At 68.7% G+C, this 18,092-nt stretch carries 16 protein-coding genes; 8 read left to right on the top strand and 8 right to left on the bottom strand.

Annotated elements, in window-relative coordinates:
* The first annotated feature begins 2 nt into the window (after positions 1-2).
* Positions 3-1,061, top strand: a complete 1,059-nt coding sequence (locus H565_RS0113070; protein ID WP_027461435.1) for an agmatine deiminase family protein — start codon at positions 3-5, stop codon at positions 1,059-1,061.
* Positions 1,058-2,239 (top strand): GNAT family N-acetyltransferase, encoded by a 1,182-nt coding sequence (locus tag H565_RS15440; protein WP_245576230.1) that lies wholly within the window; start codon positions 1,058-1,060, stop codon positions 2,237-2,239. Before H565_RS0113070 ends, H565_RS15440 begins: the two co-directional genes overlap by 4 nt.
* Here H565_RS15440 and H565_RS0113055 read toward each other — a convergent pair.
* The gene (locus tag H565_RS0113055) at positions 2,202-2,849 is read right to left on the bottom strand and encodes a DsbA family oxidoreductase (protein ID WP_027461433.1); all 648 of its coding nucleotides are present in this window, start codon (positions 2,847-2,849) and stop codon (positions 2,202-2,204) included. The two genes, H565_RS15440 and H565_RS0113055, sit on opposite strands and share 38 nt — an antisense overlap.
* 75 nt (positions 2,850-2,924) lie before the next feature.
* Here H565_RS0113055 and aguB point away from each other — a divergent pair, with 75 nt between their 5' ends.
* Positions 2,925-3,818, top strand: a complete 894-nt coding sequence (gene aguB, locus H565_RS0113050) for an N-carbamoylputrescine amidase (protein ID WP_027461432.1) — start codon at positions 2,925-2,927, stop codon at positions 3,816-3,818.
* Between the two features lie 47 nt (positions 3,819-3,865).
* Complete coding sequence (locus tag H565_RS0113045) at positions 3,866-7,165, top strand: type ISP restriction/modification enzyme (protein WP_027461431.1); 3,300 nt, start codon at positions 3,866-3,868, stop codon at positions 7,163-7,165.
* A 42-nt stretch (positions 7,166-7,207) separates the two neighbouring features.
* Here H565_RS0113045 and truA read toward each other — a convergent pair whose 3' ends face one another.
* Positions 7,208-8,008, bottom strand: a complete 801-nt coding sequence (truA, locus tag H565_RS0113040) for a tRNA pseudouridine(38-40) synthase TruA (protein ID WP_027461430.1) — start codon at positions 8,006-8,008, stop codon at positions 7,208-7,210.
* A 68-nt stretch (positions 8,009-8,076) separates the two neighbouring features.
* Here truA and H565_RS0113035 point away from each other — a divergent pair, with 68 nt between their 5' ends.
* Entirely contained in the window at positions 8,077-8,976 is a 900-nt protein-coding gene (locus H565_RS0113035; protein ID WP_245576229.1) for a M23 family metallopeptidase, read from the top strand.
* Between the two features lie 134 nt (positions 8,977-9,110).
* The gene (locus H565_RS0113030; RefSeq protein ID WP_034409625.1) at positions 9,111-9,368 is read left to right on the top strand and encodes an antibiotic biosynthesis monooxygenase family protein; all 258 of its coding nucleotides are present in this window, start codon (positions 9,111-9,113) and stop codon (positions 9,366-9,368) included.
* Here the strand turns inward: H565_RS0113030 and surE are convergent.
* Positions 9,365-10,147, bottom strand: coding sequence for a 5'/3'-nucleotidase SurE (gene surE, locus H565_RS0113025; protein ID WP_027461427.1), 783 nt, complete (start codon positions 10,145-10,147; stop codon positions 9,365-9,367). The genes H565_RS0113030 and surE overlap by 4 nt on opposite strands.
* A 199-nt stretch (positions 10,148-10,346) precedes the next feature.
* Here surE and H565_RS0113020 point away from each other — a divergent pair, with 199 nt between their 5' ends.
* Both H565_RS0113020 and H565_RS0113015 read left to right on the top strand, forming a co-directional pair.
* Complete coding sequence (locus H565_RS0113020) at positions 10,347-10,778, top strand: response regulator (RefSeq protein WP_027461426.1); 432 nt, start codon at positions 10,347-10,349, stop codon at positions 10,776-10,778.
* A 126-nt stretch (positions 10,779-10,904) separates the two neighbouring features.
* Positions 10,905-11,393 carry a Na+/H+ antiporter subunit E gene (locus tag H565_RS0113015; protein ID WP_027461425.1) on the top strand — a complete coding sequence of 163 codons (489 nt, stop codon included), beginning with the start codon at positions 10,905-10,907 and terminating at the stop codon, positions 11,391-11,393.
* 13 nt (positions 11,394-11,406) lie between these two features.
* Here H565_RS0113015 and H565_RS0113010 read toward each other — a convergent pair whose 3' ends face one another.
* The 5 genes from H565_RS0113010 to H565_RS0112990 form a co-directional block, all read right to left on the bottom strand.
* A complete protein-coding gene (locus H565_RS0113010) occupies positions 11,407-12,102 on the bottom strand; it encodes a YqhA family protein (protein WP_027461424.1) in 696 nt (231 codons plus the stop codon).
* 101 nt (positions 12,103-12,203) lie between these two features.
* Entirely contained in the window at positions 12,204-14,024 is a 1,821-nt protein-coding gene (gene glmS, locus H565_RS0113005; RefSeq protein ID WP_027461423.1) for a glutamine--fructose-6-phosphate transaminase (isomerizing), read from the bottom strand.
* Positions 14,025-14,357: 333 nt separating this feature from the next.
* Entirely contained in the window at positions 14,358-15,722 is a 1,365-nt protein-coding gene (locus H565_RS0113000; RefSeq protein ID WP_027461422.1) for a deoxyribodipyrimidine photo-lyase, read from the bottom strand.
* Between the two features lie 55 nt (positions 15,723-15,777).
* Positions 15,778-16,980: a trans-sulfuration enzyme family protein gene (locus tag H565_RS0112995; protein WP_027461421.1), complete on the bottom strand. Its 1,203-nt coding sequence runs from the start codon at positions 16,978-16,980 to the stop codon at positions 15,778-15,780.
* Positions 16,981-17,023: 43 nt separating this feature from the next.
* Positions 17,024-17,677, bottom strand: coding sequence for a trimeric intracellular cation channel family protein (locus H565_RS0112990; protein ID WP_034409618.1), 654 nt, complete (start codon positions 17,675-17,677; stop codon positions 17,024-17,026).
* Between the last annotated feature and the right edge of the window lie 415 nt (positions 17,678-18,092).

Here is an 18,092-nt window from a genome sequence, read left to right as displayed (position 1 = left end):
CCATGCAGCACTATTCCCCCGCTGACCCCACCCCCCGCGACCGGGGCTTTGCCATGCCCGCCGAGTGGGAAGAGCACGCCGCGACCTGGATGAGCTGGCCCGCCGACGACGAGCTGTGGTTCGGGCACCTCGCCGGGGTGCGCGAGGAGTACGCGGCGTTGGTGCGGACGGTCGCCCGCTTCGAGCCGGTGCACCTGCTCGTGCGCGATGAGGAGAGCGAAACGGACGCGCGGGGGCGGCTGACTGGAGCGGACGTGACCTTCCACCGGGTGCCGCTGGACGATTCCTGGATTCGGGACAGCGGCCCCCTCTTCGTGCGGGACAGGCAGGGCCGCGTGTCGCTGGTGAACTGGCGCTTCAACTCGTGGGGCGGCAAGTTCGAATGGGAGCAGGACGACCGCATCCCCGAACACGTCGCCGCCCACCTGAACCTCCCCCACTGGGACCGCCCGGAGGTGCTGGAGGGCGGCGGCATCGAGGTCAACGGGGCGGGTGTGGGCCTCACCACCCGTTCTTGCCTCCTCACCGACACGCGCAATCCTGGCCTCACCGAAGCCCATTACGCGGCCCTGCTGCGGGACACGCTCGGCATCGAGCGGCTGCTGTGGCTCGACGGTGGCTTAGAGAACGACCACACCGACGGCCACATCGACACCATCACCCGCTTTGTGGACGAGCGCACGGTCGTCACGAGCGTGGCCCAGGACGAGACGGACCCCAACTTTGCCGTGATGGCGAAGAATCTGGCCGACCTGCGGGGGATGACTGACCTCAGCGGTCAGCCCTTCCGGGTCGTGGAACTGCCCCTCCCCGCCACCCGGCTGGAGGGGGCCGAGGGGAGATTGCCGCCCACCTACGCGAACTTCTACATCGGCAACGGCTTCGTGGTCGTGCCGCTGTACGGCGACCCCAACGACGAGCGGGCGTTAGAGGTGCTGCGGCCCCTCTTTCCGGGGCGGGAGGTCATCGGGTTGATGAGCCGGAGCATCATCGAGGGGGGCGGCTCCTTCCACTGCCTGACCCAGCAGCAGCCCGCCGGAACGCTGTGGCGGGGGGAGTGAGCGCGCTGGGGGACGGGTACGAGGCCCGTCCCCTCCCCTACGCCGCCTACCGCGACGCCTGCGCCCGGCTGGAAGGCCGCATCTTCGGCGGGGGCTGGGGCTACGCCTTTGGCCCGCCCGCCATGTCTTCACCGCCCCTGGGGGAAACCTTCCAATGGGGGATTTACCACGGAGACGACCTCATCGGCTGGCATCACGCCCACCAACGCGACGAGCGCACCATTGACATGGCCGATACGGGGATTCTGCCCGAACATCAGGAGCGCGGCCTCTATACCCGGCTGCTGCCGCACGTGCTGAACGTGTACCGGGACGCCGGCTACACCCTCGTCACCAGCCACCACCGGGCGACCAACAACCGCGTCATCGTCCCGAAGCTGCGGGCCGGATTCTTCGTGCAGGGCCTCAACCTGTACGAGGGCGGGCTGAACGTGGCCCTCACGCTGAGTCTGGACGAGGCCTACCGGGACGCGATGCACGTCCGCAGCGGCTTCCGGCAGGCGAGCGGGGAAGCGGCGCGGCGGCTGGGGCTGGGGGAGCTGCCGGAGCGGCCCTCACCTGCCGTCCCACGCGTTCTCTTCCCCCCAGAAGCGGGTGAAGGGGTGGACCTGGGAAGCGGTTACACCCTCCACCCGGTCCCGGAAGCAGTCTTCCGCGCGGTCTATGCCGAGCTGGAGGCCGCCGCTTACGCGACCGTCAGCTTCGACTGGCCAGGCCCCGCGCCCCTGCCGCCGCCCGCCGTGCCCCGGTACGCCTGGCTGGTGGGTTATGCGGGCGAGGTCGTGGGCTGGCAGATGTCCCGGCAGTGGGATACCCGCACCGCCTACATGGTGAACACGGCGTTGCTGCTGGGGCACCGGGGCCGGGGGGTGTACTCGCGGCTGCTGCCCGTGGTGCTGGAGTTCCTGCGGGCGCAAGGGTACGCGCTCGTCCGCAGCCACCACCACGCCACCAACAATGCCGTGCTCATTCCCAAGCTGCGGGCAGGCTTCTGTCTTCAGGGAATGCAGGTGGATGAACACGGGGTCACCGCCGTGCTCCTCCACCCGTTTGACCCCGTCTATCGGGACTACATGGACGTCCGCAGCGGACTGACCCGGCCAGGGGGCGAGGTCGCCCGGCGACTGGGGCTGGGGCTGCTCAGCTCCGACGCGCCGGACGGTTCTTCGCCCGCTTGATCGTCGCGATTCCAGCTTCTGAAGCCAGCACCTCACGGTAAAGGTCCCACCAGCGCCGGGCCGTCTGCGGGTCGCGGGTGAGGTGCTCGAAGCGGTAGTAGGCGGCGCTCCCGTCCGGCAGGACAAAGGTGGGGGTGCCGAACACGCCGATGTCCGCCGCGTCCGCGAGGTCCGCGCGGAGGCTGGCCCGCAGGACCGACTCGTCCTGGCGGTCGGCCTCCCAGCGCTCCCGGTCGAGGCCCGCCGCCTCTGCCGCCCGCGTGAAGGTGGCCTCCTCCAGCGGCTGCCCCTCCTCGTGGTGGGCGCGAAAGAGGGCGAGGGTGTAGGCCCACGCCGCCTCCTCGCCCTGGCGGGCCGCCGCCTGCGCCGCGAGAAAGGCGGGGAGGCTGGAGCGCTGATAGCGGTCGCCCCCCTCCAGCGGCTGGTCGGTCAGCCACCAGACCGTTTCCTTCGCATTGTCCGGATGGTTGCCCTGCACCAGCGAGAAATGCCGCAGCCTAAAGCGTTCGCCCTCACCGCGCAGCACGGCGGCCAGTTCCGCGCCGCGCCAGGCGTAGGGGCACAGGAAATCGATGTAGACGTCGGTGGTGCCGGGGGCAGAGGGGGTCATGCCGGAACGCTAACACGGCCTCCCCTCCCGGTTTCCGTCACCCTGCCCCGCGCCCCCGCCGGGTACCCTGGGGCCATGACCCGCACCCCCGACACCGTCAAGCTCGCCGTCGTGCAGATGCACATGACCGACCAGCTCGAAGACAACCTCGCCCGCGCCGAGGCGCACGTGCGCGACGCGGCCCGGCAGGGGGCCAACGTCGTGCTGCTGCCCGAACTGTTCGAGAACCTCTACTTCTGTCAGGTCGAGCGCGAGGACTATTTCGGGCTGGCGCATCCGCTCGACGGCCATCCCTTCGTGGGGCGCTTTCAGAACCTCGCCGCCGAACTCGGCGTGGTGCTGCCCCTCTCGTACTTCGAGCGAGCGGGGCAGGCGCATTACAACTCGCTGGTGTGCATCGACGCGGACGGCAGCGTCCTGGGCAACTACCGCAAGACCCACATCCCCGACGGCCCCGGCTACGAGGAGAAGTATTACTTCAATCCCGGCGACACGGGCTTTCGGGTGTGGGCCACCCGCTTCGGGCGCGTGGGCGTGGGCATCTGCTGGGACCAGTGGTACCCCGAAACGGCGCGGGCGATGATGCTGATGAACGCCGACTTCCTGCTGTACCCCACCGCCATCGGCACGGAACCCGCCGAGGTCGAGACGCCCAACAGCCACCACATGTGGCAGCGGGCGATGGTGGGGCACGCCGTGAGCAACTCGACCTACGTGGGTGCGTCCAACCGCATCGGCACCGAGCGGGTGGGCGACCTCACGCAGACTTACTACGGGCACTCCTTTATCAGCGACTACACCGGCGAAATCGTGGCCGAGTTTGGAGAAACGGAAGAAGGACCGCTGCTGCATGACCTGAACCTCGCCGAGGCGAGAAAGTTCCGCGCCGGGATGGGCTTTTTCCGCGACCGCCGCCCGGAGTTGTACGGCGTGCTGATGACGACGGACGGGGTGACGCGGCGGGGTTAGAGGTTTGGGGAGCGGGCCGGGTGGGGCGCGTGGAATAGTGGCCCCACATGGCTCCCATCACTCCCAGAGCGGCGCTTGCCGAGTACATCAAGGCCATCCGCAAGGCGCACGGCAAGGGCACGCCGGAAAACACTTACCTGCCCCTGCTCAAAGCCCTGCTCGATGGCCTCTTGCCCGAATACGAGGTCATCACCCACCCCCGCAAGGATGAGGGCGGCCTGCCCGACTTCGCCCTGCGGGTGCGGGACGGGGCCGAGAATGTCGCGCTGGGCGAGGCCGAGGCCCTGGACGTGCCGCTGAGCAACAACGCGCATGGCCTGGAGCAGGCGCGGCGCTACGCGCGGCAGGCGCCCACCCTGCTCACCAACTTTCACGAGTTCGTCGTGCTGGACGGCGAGCGCGAGCTGGAGCGCTACACCATCCCGCACGGGGAGCTGTTGGGAGACGCCAAGCCCGCCGCCGTCGCCGAGGCGCACCTGGACGCCCTGAGCGGCCTGCTGAACGTCTGGGCGAGCGCACGCGGCAGCCTCAGCAGCCCGCGCAAGGTGGCCGCCCTGCTCGCGCACCACGCCAGGCAGGCCCTGCGGCGGCTGGAGGCGCAGGACGCCGAGACGCTCGCGCCGCTCCGAAAGGCGATGGAGGACGCGCTGGGGGTCAGTTTCACCCTGCCCGAACCGGAGGCACGCGAGGCCGGGCGCAAGTCCTCGGGGGCAAAATACGAGAGAGACCGTGCCAAATGGCTGGAAAAACAGGCCGAACTCGACCACTTCTTCCGCTCCAGCCTGGTGCAGGCGCTCTTTTACGGCCTCTTTGCCGGGTGGGTGATGGCGGCGCAGAAGGGGCGGGGCCACGACATCGACCGCGAAACGGTGGCCGACGACCTGAATATCCCCGTCATCTCGCTGCTGCTCGACGAGGTGAACACCCGGCGCAAGCTCCTGCGCCTCGACCTGACCGGCCCGGTCGAGGGTGCCCTGGACGTGCTGCGGCGGGTGGAGGCCGAACCCTTCCTGAGGAGCTTCCGCGAAGGCTCGGCGGTCACCTACTTCTACGAGCCGTTTCTGGAAGCCTTCGACCCGCAGCTTCGCAAGGACCTGGGCATCTGGTACACCCCGCAGGCCATCATCCGCTTTCAAATCGAGCAGGTTCACGAGCTGCTCAAGACCCACCTGGACCGACCGCTGGGTCTGCTTGACCCGGACGTGACGGTCCTCGACCCCGCCACCGGCACCGGCGGCTACCTGCTCGAACTGGCCCGCTTTCTGGAAGAGGAGCTGAGAAAGGAGGGCAGGGGCCGGGTCGGGGCGCGGCTCAAGCAGGCTTTCCGGGAGCGCATCTTCGGCTTCGAGCTGCTGCCCGCGCCCTTTGCCATCGCGCACCTGCAACTCGCCCTGCGCCTGGGCGAACTGGGCGCTCCCCTGGCCGGGGGCGAGCGGCTGGGCATCTACCTCACCAACAGCCTCAACGGGTGGGAACCGCGCCTGGACAAGCCCGCCCCCCTGTACGCCGAACTCGCGCAGGAACAGGCCCTCTCGGAGGGCGTCAAGCAGCGCCAGCGCCTGATGGTCATGCTGGGCAACCCCCCCTACGACCGCTTTGCCGACATGCCCGACCACCCCGAAGAACTCGCCCTCGTCGCCCCCTACAAGGCCTGCCTGCGCGAGAGCTGGGGCGTCAAAAAGCAGCTGCTGGACGACCTGTATATCCGCTTTATCCGTCTGGCCGAGTGGCGGGTGGCCGAGCACACCGGGGCAGGCATCGTCTCTTTCATCACCAACCGCAGCTACCTCACGGGCATCAGCCATCCGGTCATGCGCCAGCACCTGCTCACGCGCTTTGACCACCTGTACATTGACGACCTGCACGGCAACCAGCGTGCCCACCGGCCCGGCGACGGCAGCGTCTTTACCACCGACACCAGCGGCGGCATCCGCGTCGGCGTGGCCGTCGGCACCTTTGTCAAGCTCCCGCAGAGCGGCGGCGACACCCTGGGTCAGGTCCACTACCGCGACTACGAGGGCAGCGGCGCGGCCAAGCGGCAGATGCTGCTGGAACGCGCCCGCCCCTACGCCCCCGCCTTTACCCCCACCCGCCAGCACCGCTACGTGCTGAGGCCCCTCAGCGGCGAAGACCAGTACTGGGAATGGCCGAGCTTGGAGGAGGTGTTTCCGGTGCGTTTCAGCGGCCTTCAGGCCAGCCGAGACGAGGGGCCGATGTCGTTCACAAAACAAGAGCTGACCGATAAGATGACTGACTACTTCAACCCAAGCGTGGACAATGAAGTTATCAGTATTAAATACGAAGCTTTAATGAAAGATGGCTCTGGGTTTAACGCAGTTACAGGGAGGAGAGAAGCCATTGCGAAAGGTAAGTTTGACTTACATGCCATTTTTACTTATCACTACCGTCCTTTTGACCACAGATTTCTATATTGGCTGAATACTAACAATCTGCTTGTTAGGCGAAGAGATGAGTTTGTAGATAATCACACGCCTGAATCTATGTACCTCATTGCCGCCCAAACGATGAGGCGCGGCTTCGACGGCATCAACTTCAGCCGAACTTTGATTGAGTTTCACGTGGCGGACCCGGATGCCCGCGCCTTCCCCCTCCGCCTGCGGTTCAAGCACTTCGCTGCCGATACGGAGTACGAGTACCTGCCCAACGTGGCCGACTTTTACGACGACCTGGCGCGGGCGGGGGTGCTGAAGGTGGCGGTGTCGAAGGCGGGGTCGCCCTGTACGCCGCTGCCCAGGCCGGGGCCGGTGCTGGCGCGGTACGGGGCGGTGCGCGGGCCAGACGGCAAGCCGAATGCGCTGGCGTGGGAGCTGGCGGAAGAGGTCTTCCATCACACGCTGGCGATGCTGAGCGCCCCGGCCTACCGCACCGAACACGCGGACTACCTGGCCGAGGACTGGCCGCGCGTGCCGCTACCCGAATCAAGGGAGGTCTTGCAGGCGGGGGCGGCGCTGGGGCGGCGGGTGGCGGCGCTGCTCGACCCGGCGGCGCGGCCCGACTTGCCCACGTCTCTGGGGCGGCTGGTGACGCCCGGCACGGACCAGGAAGCGCCCGCAGCGGCCCTGCGGATTGGGCCAAAACCCCGCTACGACGAGGCGCGGGAGGTGTACGTGCTGTCGGAGGAACTGGAGTTGGCGGGGGTGCCGGGGGCGGTGTGGGCCTACACGCTGGGCGGGTATCCGGTGCTGAAAAACTGGGTGGAATACCGCCGGGGCCGCATGCTCACGCTGGACGACGCGGAGTGGCTGGAGGGTATTGTGCGCCGGGTGGCGGCGCTGCTGGCGCTGGGGCCAGAGCTGGACGCGGGGTACGCGGCGGCGAAAGCGTAGGGGTACGGGACCAGGGGCAGGGAGCGGCCTTCCGGCGTCCCGTCAAGGCTCAACCCCCCCATAGCTCGCCCCCGTGAACGTCAGCCCGTGCGCGGGCACGTTCGCGCCCGCCCGCGCCCGCTCGCGTCCGGCGAGGATGGTGGGCACGTCCCCCGCCGCCAGCTTGCCCTGCCCGACCAGCAGCAGCGTGCCCACCAGCCCCCGGACCATGTGCCGCAGGAAGCTCTCGCCCGCGACCTCGACCTCCCAGACCTGCCCCGCGTGGACGGGGGGACCAGGATGGACCCGGAGCGCCCGCAACTCGCGCACCGTCTGACGGTCCTCCTGGGTGGCGAAGGCGGCGAAGTCGTGGGTGCCCAGCAGGGGCCGGGCGGCGGCGTTCATGGCGGACACGTCGAGCGGCCCCGGCACATGCAGGGCGCGGCCCGCCCACAGCGGGTGGCGCTGTGGGGCCGCGAGCAGCCGGTAGGCATAGCGCCGCTCGGTGCAGGAGAAGCGGGCGTGGAAGCCGGGCGGGGCCTCGCCCGCCTCCAGCACCGCCACGCTCTCCGGGAGGTGGGCATTCAGGGCACGGGCCAGCCGTTCTGTGGTCACCCGGAAGCCCTCCGGCACGTCAATGTGCGCGGGCATCGCCTCCGCGTGGACTCCCGCGTCGGTGCGTCCGGCGGCCACCGGGCGAGCGGCTTCCCCCGCCCCCAGCCGGGCAAAGGCGGCGTACAGGGTGTCCTGCACGCTGGGGGCGTGGGGCTGCGACTGCCACCCGGCGAAGTCCGCACCGTCCCAGGCGAGCAGCAGCCGCAGCCGCCGAAAGCCGGGGGGCGGGGCATAGGGAGGGCCTGACATATCTGCAAGGTAACGTGCGGCAGGATTCTTCACATCCGGAGACCCGTTCCACCCTTACACTAAGACGCGTGAATCCCACGCTCATCCGGCGCTCTTGCCGCCCGGTGGGGCGCAGCCTGCTGGCCGCCGCCGCCCTTGTGCTTCCCAGCTTGCTGCCGGGGGGCGGCGCGGAGGCGGCGGGAAGCTACCGGGTGAAGCCGGGGGACAACCTCACGGTGATTGCTCGGCGCACGGGCGTGAGCGTGTCGGCCCTGAAGTCGGCCAATCCTTCCTTGCGCAGCGCTCACCTCGTGCGGGCCGGGCAGGTGCTGCGGGTTCCTGACCGAGTCTTGCCGGGCCGGAGCCACCGGGTCAGAGAGGGCGAAAACCTCAGCGTGATTGCTCGGCGCTACGGCCTGAGCCTGGCCCGGCTGCTGGCGGCCAACCCGAACTACCGGGGGGGCAAGGTGCTGCGGGTGGGCGCCACAGTCAAGATTCCCCCGCGCACGGTAGGGGCGGGCAGCCGGGCAACCCCGGCCCGTACGGGCGCAGCGGTGGTCCGCACGGCGTCGGTGCGGGTCAGCGCGGCCCCCGCCGCTTCCGGGTGGCTGTGGCCCGTCGCGGGCTACGCGAGCATCAGCAGCGACTTTGGCCCCCGCATTATGGACGGCGAGCCGGAGATGCACTACGGGGTCGACATCCTCGCCCCGCACGGCACGCCCGTCCGCGCCGCCCGTGCGGGGCGCGTGCTGGAGTCGCGGGCCGATTTTGCGCGGGGCTGGGGCTGGACCGTCGTGCTGGAACACGAGGGCGGCTGGATTACCCGCTACGCGCACCTCAGCGCCACCCTGGTGCGGGCGGGCGAAACGGTCACCCAGGGACAGGTGGTCGGGCGGGTGGGCAACACGGGCCGCAGCACGGGCACCCACCTGCACTTCGGCACCTACCTGCGCTGGAATCCCAAAGACCCGCTGAGCCTGTACGACTGACAAAAATCTTCGGTTGAACAGTTCTGGAAGAACTGGAAACCCGACTGGAAGAAGAAGGAAAGGCGGGGACGGAGAAGAGTGGAAGCACCGAAGCGAAGCGCCGGGGCGGGGACGGACGCTCCGGAATCCGTAGGATGAGCCTGCCAAGCGCCCCCCTGCAGGTCCACTACGCCGAGGCGCGGGACGAGGCTGCTGGGCGTGCCCTCACCGCGTGGCTGGACACCCTGCCGGGGCAGCCGGGGTTTGTGGGGGCTGAGCTGCTCGCCAGTCCAGCGCAACCGGGCCTCCTTCTTGTCGCCAGCCGCTGGGCGAGCGGGGAGCTGCCCCCCACGGTCCCGCCGGGAGTGCGGGCCTGGGCGTTCGAGGTGCGCCGGAGCATAGGGCCAGGTTAGACCTCCGGCACGTAACTCGCCACCTCGTCCAGCAGGTCGCGGGCGGTGAGGTCGAGCCGCACCGGGGTCACGCTGATGTAGCCGGCGTCGACCGCCCCGTAATCGGTGGCGGGGTCGTCGGCATCGGGGGCGGTGCTCTGGCCCGCGACCCAGTGGTACTCGCGGCCTTCTGGGTCCTGGCGGGTCAGGATGGTGTCTTCCCAGCGGTGTTCGCCCACACGGGTCACCCGCACCCCGCGGGGGGTGCCCGCCGGAAAGTTGACATTGAGCAGCACGCGCGGCGGCAGGCCGCGGGCCAAGACCTCCCTCGCCAGCCGCGCGGCGTAAGCAGCGCTGGGGGCAAAGTCGTATTCGCCCCCGTTCGAGCGCTGGCTCAAGGCGATGGCGGGCAACCCCAGCGCCAGCCCCTCGATGGCCGCCGCCACCGTGCCGGAGTGGGTCAGGTCGTCGCCCAGGTTCGGCCCCAGGTTGATGCCGCTGACGACCAGGTCGGGCCTGCCAAGCAGGTGCACCCCCAGCACCACGCAATCGGCAGGGGTACCGTCCACCCGGTAGGCGGGGATATCCCCAAATCCCGCCGAGGCCGTGTGCTTAAAGCGCAGCGGTCGCCGAATGGTGATGCCGTGCCCTACCGCCGACTGCTCCACGTCGGGCGCGACGACCACCACGTCGCCCACCTCGGCCAGCGCCAGCCCCAGCGCCTTGATGCCGGGCGAAAAGATGCCGTCGTCGTTGGCCACCAGGATGCGGGGCCGCGAAGAAGGGAGGAGGTCACTCATGACCCGCAGGGTAACGCCCTCCCCAGCGGGCGGCGCGGGCGGCCCCAACCCTCAACTCGGTTCAAGATTTTGGCGGGGGTGGGAGCCACAAGTGTGCCTGCCAAACCGCTCGCCGCCCGCTACCATGAGCCTCAGCTATGCACTTCCTTAAGCCTGCCGCTCTTCTCCGGCTCACCTGCGCTGCGGGGAGGGCGAGGTCGTGAGCCGTCCCCTGCGCCTCCTTCTGGTCGACGACAGCCTGACCGACCGCCACCTCGCCGAGGAAGTCTTTGCCGAATATGCCGGAGTCTGCGAGGTCACCACCGTGGGAAGTGGGCGAGAAGCTCTGGAGCTGCTACGAACCCCCGGTGCGGCGTTGCCTGACGTGGTGCTGCTCGACGTGAATATGCCGGGCATGTCGGGCTTCGAGGTGCTGGAGGCGATGAAGACTGACCCCCGGCTCGTCCAGATTCCGGTGGTAATGCTGTCGACCTCCAACCACGACCAGGACATCGCGCGCGCTTATACCCTGCACGCCAGCTCGTACCTCATCAAATCGATGAACTTCCGCGATTTCGTATGTCAGGTGGAGGGCTTTTTGGAGTTCTGGACCCGCGCTCGCCTGACCAGTTGGCCCGACGCCGTGTCCTGAGGGGCCGTGTCTTGAGGGGACGGGGCCACCAGACACCGCCGGGCACAGCCGTTATACTGACCGCATGACTCGGCGCCGTGTCCCCCCAACGCCCCCCCACCGCTGTGGGCACCCGCTGAGGGGGGCGTGAGGGGCGCAGGCTTTCACCTGCTGCTGGGGCTGGTCTGGGCGCTCTTTCTGGGTGAGGTCAGCCTGCGGACCCTGGCGCTGGGGTGGGGCATCAGCTTCGTGGTGCTGGTGCTGTTTCGCCGGGCGCTGGGGGTCACGGGATACGTGGGGGGATTCATGGCGACCCTGGCGCTGCTGCTGACCTTTGTGGCCGAGTTGGTGCGGGCCAACTTCCACATGGCGCTCATGGCCCTCCAGCCACGGCCCCGGCTGAACCCCATGATTGTGGAAGTGCCCCTGCGCTTGCAGGGAGACTTGCCCCTCACCCTGCTCGCCTCCTTGACCGGGCTGATGCCGGGCACGGTCGCCCTCGCCTTTTCGCCCGACCGGGGGTCGCTGTATGTCCACGCGCTGGGCATGGACCACGCCGAAGCCGCTCGCCGCAGCGTCCGGCAAATGGAGCGTCACCTGCTGCGGGTGGTGGGGGGCCAGTCGGGACGGGGCTGAGCGCCTTCGGAGGTCAGGTGCCGCCCGCTTCTGGGTCTACCTTGCCCTCGGCTTTGGCTTCGGTGGCGCGCTCCGCGACCGCCACATCCTCGGCACCGATGTGACGCTGCTCGGTGTCGCGCTCGAAGAGGTCGCGCCGCGCCTTCATCTTTGACCCCGGCTGTTGCAGGTCACTGCCGCTTCCGCGGTGCACCCGCTGAAAAAAGACCAACGCGCCCCCCGCCAGCGCGAGCGCCCCCGCGAAGTACAGCGTCTCGACTGGCTCCTCCCAGCGAATGAAGTGTTCGAGAAAGGTCACGCCCAGAATCACGATGACCACCGACACGACCTTCTGTTCGAGGTCAGAGAGGCTCTCGACGCCCAGCGCCGAGGTCAGGTTGAGCGGCTTGATAAACAGCGAGTACAGCCCCACCCCGATGAGGTAGAACACCACCGCCTTGAGCATGGTGCCCACGACCTCCAGAAACTCGACCGCGAGCGTGCCCGACTGGCTGGCGATGCCGCGCTCGAAGGTCTCACGCCAGGTCTCGTAGATGGTCACCAGAGCCAGGAGGGTACCCTGCAAAAAAAGGCTAAAGGCCACCAGCAAAACCGCAATCACCGCGATGAGGACGACAAAGCGGGTGCGGCCAATCAGTTCGCTGAACCACTCGCGCCGGGAGGGTTCGCGGGCGGGCTGAGCCAAGGAAGACGGGCGAGAACGGGTCACCCGCTCATCTTGAGGGCTGCAGGGGGCGCGCGCCGCAGCCGTGTCCGAAGTCAACCTTCATGGAGGCCGGGGACGTGCAGGCAAGAGCAAGGGTGGGCGCGTTATTCCACCGTCACGCTCTTGGCGAGGTTGCGCGGCTTGTCCACGTCTTTGCCGAGGTAAGTCGCCGTGAAGTAGGCGAGCAGTTGCAGGGCGACCGCATTCACGACTGGGCTGACCATCTCGTGGGCGCGGGGCACGTACAGCACGTCGTCGGCGTGCGCGGCGTTTTCGGTATCGCCGTCACTAAGAAGGGCAATCACCTTGCCGGAGCGGGCGCGGACCTCCTGCACGTTGGAGATGGTTTTTTCGAGGAGGTGGCTTTCGGTGGCCACCACCACGACGGGCAGGTTCGCGTCGATGAGGGCGATGGGGCCGTGCTTCATCTCGCCCGCCGCGTATGCCTCGGCGTGGATGTAGCTGATTTCCTTGAGCTTGAGCGCCCCCTCGAAGGCGGTCGGCGCATTCACCCCGCGCCCCAAGAAGAGGTAGTCACGGGCCTGGGCGTACTTTTCGGCCACCCGCTTGATTTCGGCGACGCGAGCGGGGTTGAGGGCTTCTTCGACCAGGCGCGGCAGCTCGCGGGTGGCCCGCAGGAGTTCTTGCGCCTGCGCGTCTGTCAGGGTGCCGCGGGCGCGGCCCAGCCACAGCGCGAGCAGCACGAATGCCCCCACCATGGAGGTATACGCCTTGGTGCTCGCCACCCCGATTTCTGGCCCCGCGTGGATATAGAGCGTGTCGTCGAGTTCACGGGTCATCGAGCTGCCCTTGGCGTTGATGATGCCCAGGGTCTTGGCACCGCCCTTTTTCGCCTCGCGCAGGGCTTCGAGGGTATCGATGGTCTCCCCCGACTGGCTGACCACGATGGCGAGGGTGTGCTCGCTAACCAGCGGATTGCGGTAGCGGTACTCGGAGGCCACATCGACCTCAACCGGGATGCGGGCAAGCTGCTCGATGAGGTACTCACCCACCAGCCCCGCATAGTAAGCAGTGCCGCAGGCGATGACCGAGATGCGCTTAAACGCCGTGGGGTCAAGGCTGATGTCGAGGTTCACCTCGCCCGTATCGTCGTGCAAGCGGCCCATCAGGGTGTTCGTCAGGGCGGCGGGCTGCTCGTAAATCTCCTTGAGCATGTAGGAGTCGTACCCACCCTTCTCGGCGGCCTCGGCGTCCCAGTCGATGCGGTCGATGGGGCGCTCCTGGGGGTTGCCCTGAAGGTCGGTAATCCGGTAGCCGTCGTCATGCAGCACCACCATGTCCCCGTCGTGCAAGAAGACCATGTCGCGGGTGTACGGGAGCAGCGCGGGCACGTCCGACGCGAGAAACATCTCGCCCTCGCCCACGCCCATCACCAGGGGACTGACGGTGCGGGCCGCCACAATCTCGCGGTGGTCCACATGGGTGACCACGATGCCGTACGCCCCGCGCACCTGCGCGAGGGCCGCCCGGACCGCCGCTTCGAGGTCGCCCGCATAGGCTTCCTCGATGAGGTGGGCGAGCACTTCCGAGTCGGTTTCGGACTGGAAGGTGTGGCCGCGTTCAATCAGCCCCGCCTTCAAGGAGAGGTAGTTCTCGATAATCCCGTTGTGGATGATGACGAGGCGTCCGTCCTCGGTGGTGTGGGGGTGCGCGTTCGTGTCGTTGGGGAGGCCGTGGGTGGCCCAGCGGGTGTGCCCGATGCCCAGGGTGCCGGGCAGGGGCTGCTGCTCCAGCTCGCCGCTGAGGTTGGCGAGCTTGCCGGCTTTCTTCTTCACGACCACCTGGCCGCCGTCCGCGACCGCCACGCCCGCGCTGTCGTAGCCGCGATATTCCAGCCGGGCGAGGCCAGAGATGAGGACGTCCTGCGCTTGCCTGCTGCCGATGTATCCGACGATTCCGCACATAGGAACTCCTGTGCCCGCCCCCAGTTGTCTGGTCAGGGCGAGCGGTGTTTGAGCAAGATGGGGGAAGGCACTGCTCGGCCTTATCTCCGCGTCGCCGCGGAAGCTTATCGCCGCGCTTCACCGCATCAGCGGTCGGGTAGGCCCGTGCCGGGGCCTGGAGGCATCCGCAGAATCTTCGCTGACCTCCACCTCGTCTTCTGCCTGTCCAGGGGAGAGGCAGACCTTGCGCTGCCCTGTTCGCTGTTTGCCCTCAGCCAGGGGAACCGAACACCAGCGGTTCGGGGGCGAGCATAGCACCCCCCCCTCCCCCCATGAGTGAGTTGTGTATGTACCTCAAGGAAGTTCCACGTGCCCGCCTTCGGCCCAGCGCCGGGCATAGCCGTCTGCGTCGAACTTGCGTCGCAACCCGCTGGCAGCGAGGTAGCGCACGGTCCCGAAAATAGGGCGCCGCGCCCAAGGGCGGTCATGCAGGCCGAAAATCCAGCCCACCCCCGCGTAGGAGTTGGCGTCGCGGCCATCGAGCTGGTAGCGGTTGTTGAGGAAAAGGGCGGTGGCGTAGGCCTCTTGGGGGGTCGCCGTCCACTCCAGGATTTTTTTGCCCCAGTACATCCGCAGGGCGTTGTGCATCCGGCCCGTGCGCACCATCTCGCGCTGGGCGGCATTCCAGTAGGGGTCGTGGGTTGCGGCGGCGTCCAGCTCTTCCCGCGTGTAGAGGTGCGGGCGGGGGTCGGCGGCGTGGGCCTCCAGCGTCGCCCGCGCCCAGGTGGGCAGCCCCTCGTAGCGCTCATAAGCGGGATTGAACTCACAGAAGTTGAAGCTGAGTTCGCGCCGAACGATCATCTCCTCTAAGAAGGTGTCGAGGCCGGGGCCACCCTCCGAGTGCTGCCGCGCCGCCAGCGCCGCCGTCAGGGGCGAGAGGTGCCCGTAGTGCAGGTACGCACTCAGGCGGCTGCCTCCGTCCACGTTGGGGTCACGTCGCCCGGCGTCGTAGCTCGGCAGCAGGTGGATGACGAAGTGCGAGAGCCGCGCCAGGGCTTTTCCCTCGCCGCCCTCCTCCTCGCCGGGGGGCACGCTGCCATCCACGCCGAGTGCCCGCACGGTCCGCGCAGGGTCAGACACGTCGAGGCCGGGGTCCCAGTCGGGGTGGCCCTTCGCCCCCTCCTGCACCTCCAGCGGCACCAAAAATCGCTCCAGCACCCGCTGAAGCTTGGGCCGCAGGGTCCGCGCCCCCACCTCTTGCTTCTGCGAGACCACCCGGATGGGTACCACCGCGTCGGACTCGACCTGCACGAAGGGGACCTCTAAGCGCCCGGCCAGACTCGCCCGCCACTGGCGGCCAGGGCGCAGGTAGCCCCGGTCGGTCACGACGAGGCTGGCTCCCCGTGCGGCCTCCCGCACCACCTCCGGCGGGTCCCCGACGCGCACCGACAGCGGAATCCCCCGCGCCGCGAGGCCTGCCCGCAGGTCGCGCAGGCCTTCGAGCAGGTACTGGAAGTGCCGGGCGTTCGCCTCCGGGTAGGCGGGATTGAGGGCAAAGACGGCGGCGAGCGGTACCCCCAGCCGCCGGGCTTCCCCCGCCGCGTATTCGAGGGCGTGGTTGTCCCGCGTCCGCACGCTGGACTGCACCCACAGCAGCACAAATCCCTCGCGCCCCGGCTCGCCTGACCGCAACCATTCCACCCGTTCGGGCTGAATCATGGCCGGGTTTTACCCTGCCCCGCGCCGCCCGGACGGTAGGCGATGCCGCGGAATCTCAGTCTCCCGCGCCCACGGGCACCCGCTCCAGCGCCCCCAGCACGTCGCGGATGAGGTCAGCCTCGTCCTCGATGCCCACCGAGAGGCGCACCAGGCCCGGTGTGACCCCCTGCCGGGCCAGCGTTTCCTCGCCCAGCAGGTGATGGGTGGTGCTCGCGGGATGGCACGAGAGGCTTTCGACATCGCCGAGGCTGACCGCCTGGGTAAAGAGCTGAAGGTGATTGAGGAAGGCGAAGGCCGCCTCCTGGGTGCCCAGGTCCAGGCTGAGCAGGCCCCCAAAGAGGCGCATCTGCCGCGCCGCGACCGCGTGACCGGGGTGGGAGGGAAGGCCGGGATAGTGCAGGGCTTTGAGGGCGGGGTGGCCGTCGAGCGCCCGCGCGAGCGCCATCGCCCCCTGGCAGTGGGCTTCCATCCTGAGCGGCAGGGTTTTCATGCCGCGCAGCAGCAGGTACGCCCCGAAAGGGTCGAGGACCGCGCCGACGTGCCGCAGCCCGTGCAGCCGCAGCTCGGCCACGAGGTCGGCGGACCCCACGACCACGCCCGCCACCACGTCCCCGTGCCCTCCAAGGTACTTCGTCGCCGAGTGCATCACCAGGTCGGCCCCGTGCTCCAGCGGGCGCGTCAGGTAGGGCGTGGCGAAGGTATTGTCCACCACGACGAGTGCCCCCACCGCGTGCGCAACCGCCGAGGCCGCCGCGAGGTCTACGACCCCCACGGTGGGGTTGGTCGGCGACTCCAGCCAGACCAGGCGGGTGCGCTCCGAAACCACCCCGCGCAGCCCCTCCACGTCTGCCGCCTCGCGCACGGTCACCCCAAAGCGGCCCAGGATGTCGCGCAGCAGCCCTTCGGTGCCCCCGTACAGCGGCCCGATAAAGGCCACCTCATCCCCCGCCCGCAGCAGGGTCAGCGCGACCGCACTCGCCGCGCCCATGCCGCTGCCCAAGGCGACGGCGGCCTGCGCCCCCTCCAGGCTGGCGACCTTTTCCTCAAAGGCGGTCACGGTGGGGTTAGAGAGCCGCGAGTAGAAGTACCCCGGTTCCTCCCCCGCAAAGAGCCGCGCCCCGCGCTCGGCGCTGCCGTAGCCAAAGGTCGAAGTCGCGTAGATGGGCACCGCGTGTGCCCCCGTCACCGGGTCGAGGCCGTGCCCGGCATGGACGGCACGGGTACGGAATCCGGCGGGCCGGTCAGCTTGTGTAGACATGGTGGGGACAGTGTAGGGCATGGAGAAGCCGTCCCGCCCAGCCCTACCCCCCCGGCAACCGCCGCACGGGCAGCCGCACCCAGCCCCGGCGCGAGACGTAGCGCAGCACGAGCACGGTGGCCGCGCCGCCGAGCTGCGCTCCAAAGGGCGTGAGGTGGGGGTACAGGAGGTAGACGGCGAGCGCCCCGGCGGCGGCGGCGGTCGCGTAGAGCTGGTCGCGGCGGTACATCACCTCCGGGACCTCGTTGGCAATCAGGTCGCGGATGATGCCGCCCCCCACCCCGCTGAGCGCCCCCGCGAACACCACGCCGAGCGGCCCCAGCCCCGCCGCAATCGCCCCCAGCGCCCCCGACGCGGCAAAGAGGCTCAGCCCCAACGAGTCAAAGACGCTGAGGGCCTTTTCAAAGCGGGCCAGCCGCTCTCCGAAGGCGAAGGCGAGCGCGGACCCAGCCAGCGCCACCCACAGGTAAGTTTCGTCGCGCAGAAAGAGGGGCAGTGTCTGCCCGGTCAGCGTGTCGCGAATCGCGCCGCCCCCCACCGCCGTCACGCAGCCCAGCACGAGCACCCCGAAGAGGTCGAATCGCTTGCGCACCGCCAGCAGCGCCCCCGACAGGCTAAAGGCGAGGACACCCGTCAGGTCGAGGACCCGCAGCCCCGTTGCCAGGGCCGCCGGGGGAAGGTCAAAGTCGGGCACCATGCCCCCCCATGCTACGGGAGGGGCGGGGGCTGCCAGCTCTTGCCCGGACGCGGTTTAGACCGTTGCCGGCCAGAAGGGAGAGATGGCATTTCGTCGAACTCAGAGGGATGTCCTGCTGAGCCGCAGGCGAAGCACCTTTCCGCCGCACCGAGAGGACCCTTCGCTGCGCTCAGGGTGACAGACCGCATTTCTGGCACTGGATGGCTGGCACTGGATGGAGAGAAAAGCCGAAAGCGGAGCCCAGGCTTTTATCTTGACTGAGGCCAAGAAAAAGGGCTGATAGGGAGTTGTGCAACCACCCATCAGCCCACTGCCCTTTTTAACCCAAATCCCGGACTGGCGCGACCAGAAGCGCATCACATACCCCTGGGAGACGCTCTGGACGGTCATTCTGGTCGGCCTGCTGTCTGGGCCG

Origin of the sequence: Deinococcus murrayi DSM 11303 (genome assembly GCF_000482805.1) — a bacterium.
GTDB lineage: Bacteria > Deinococcota > Deinococci > Deinococcales > Deinococcaceae > Deinococcus > Deinococcus murrayi.
The sequence above is the reverse complement of the archived record's forward strand: the minus strand, read 5'-3'. Positions and strand labels throughout refer to the sequence as shown.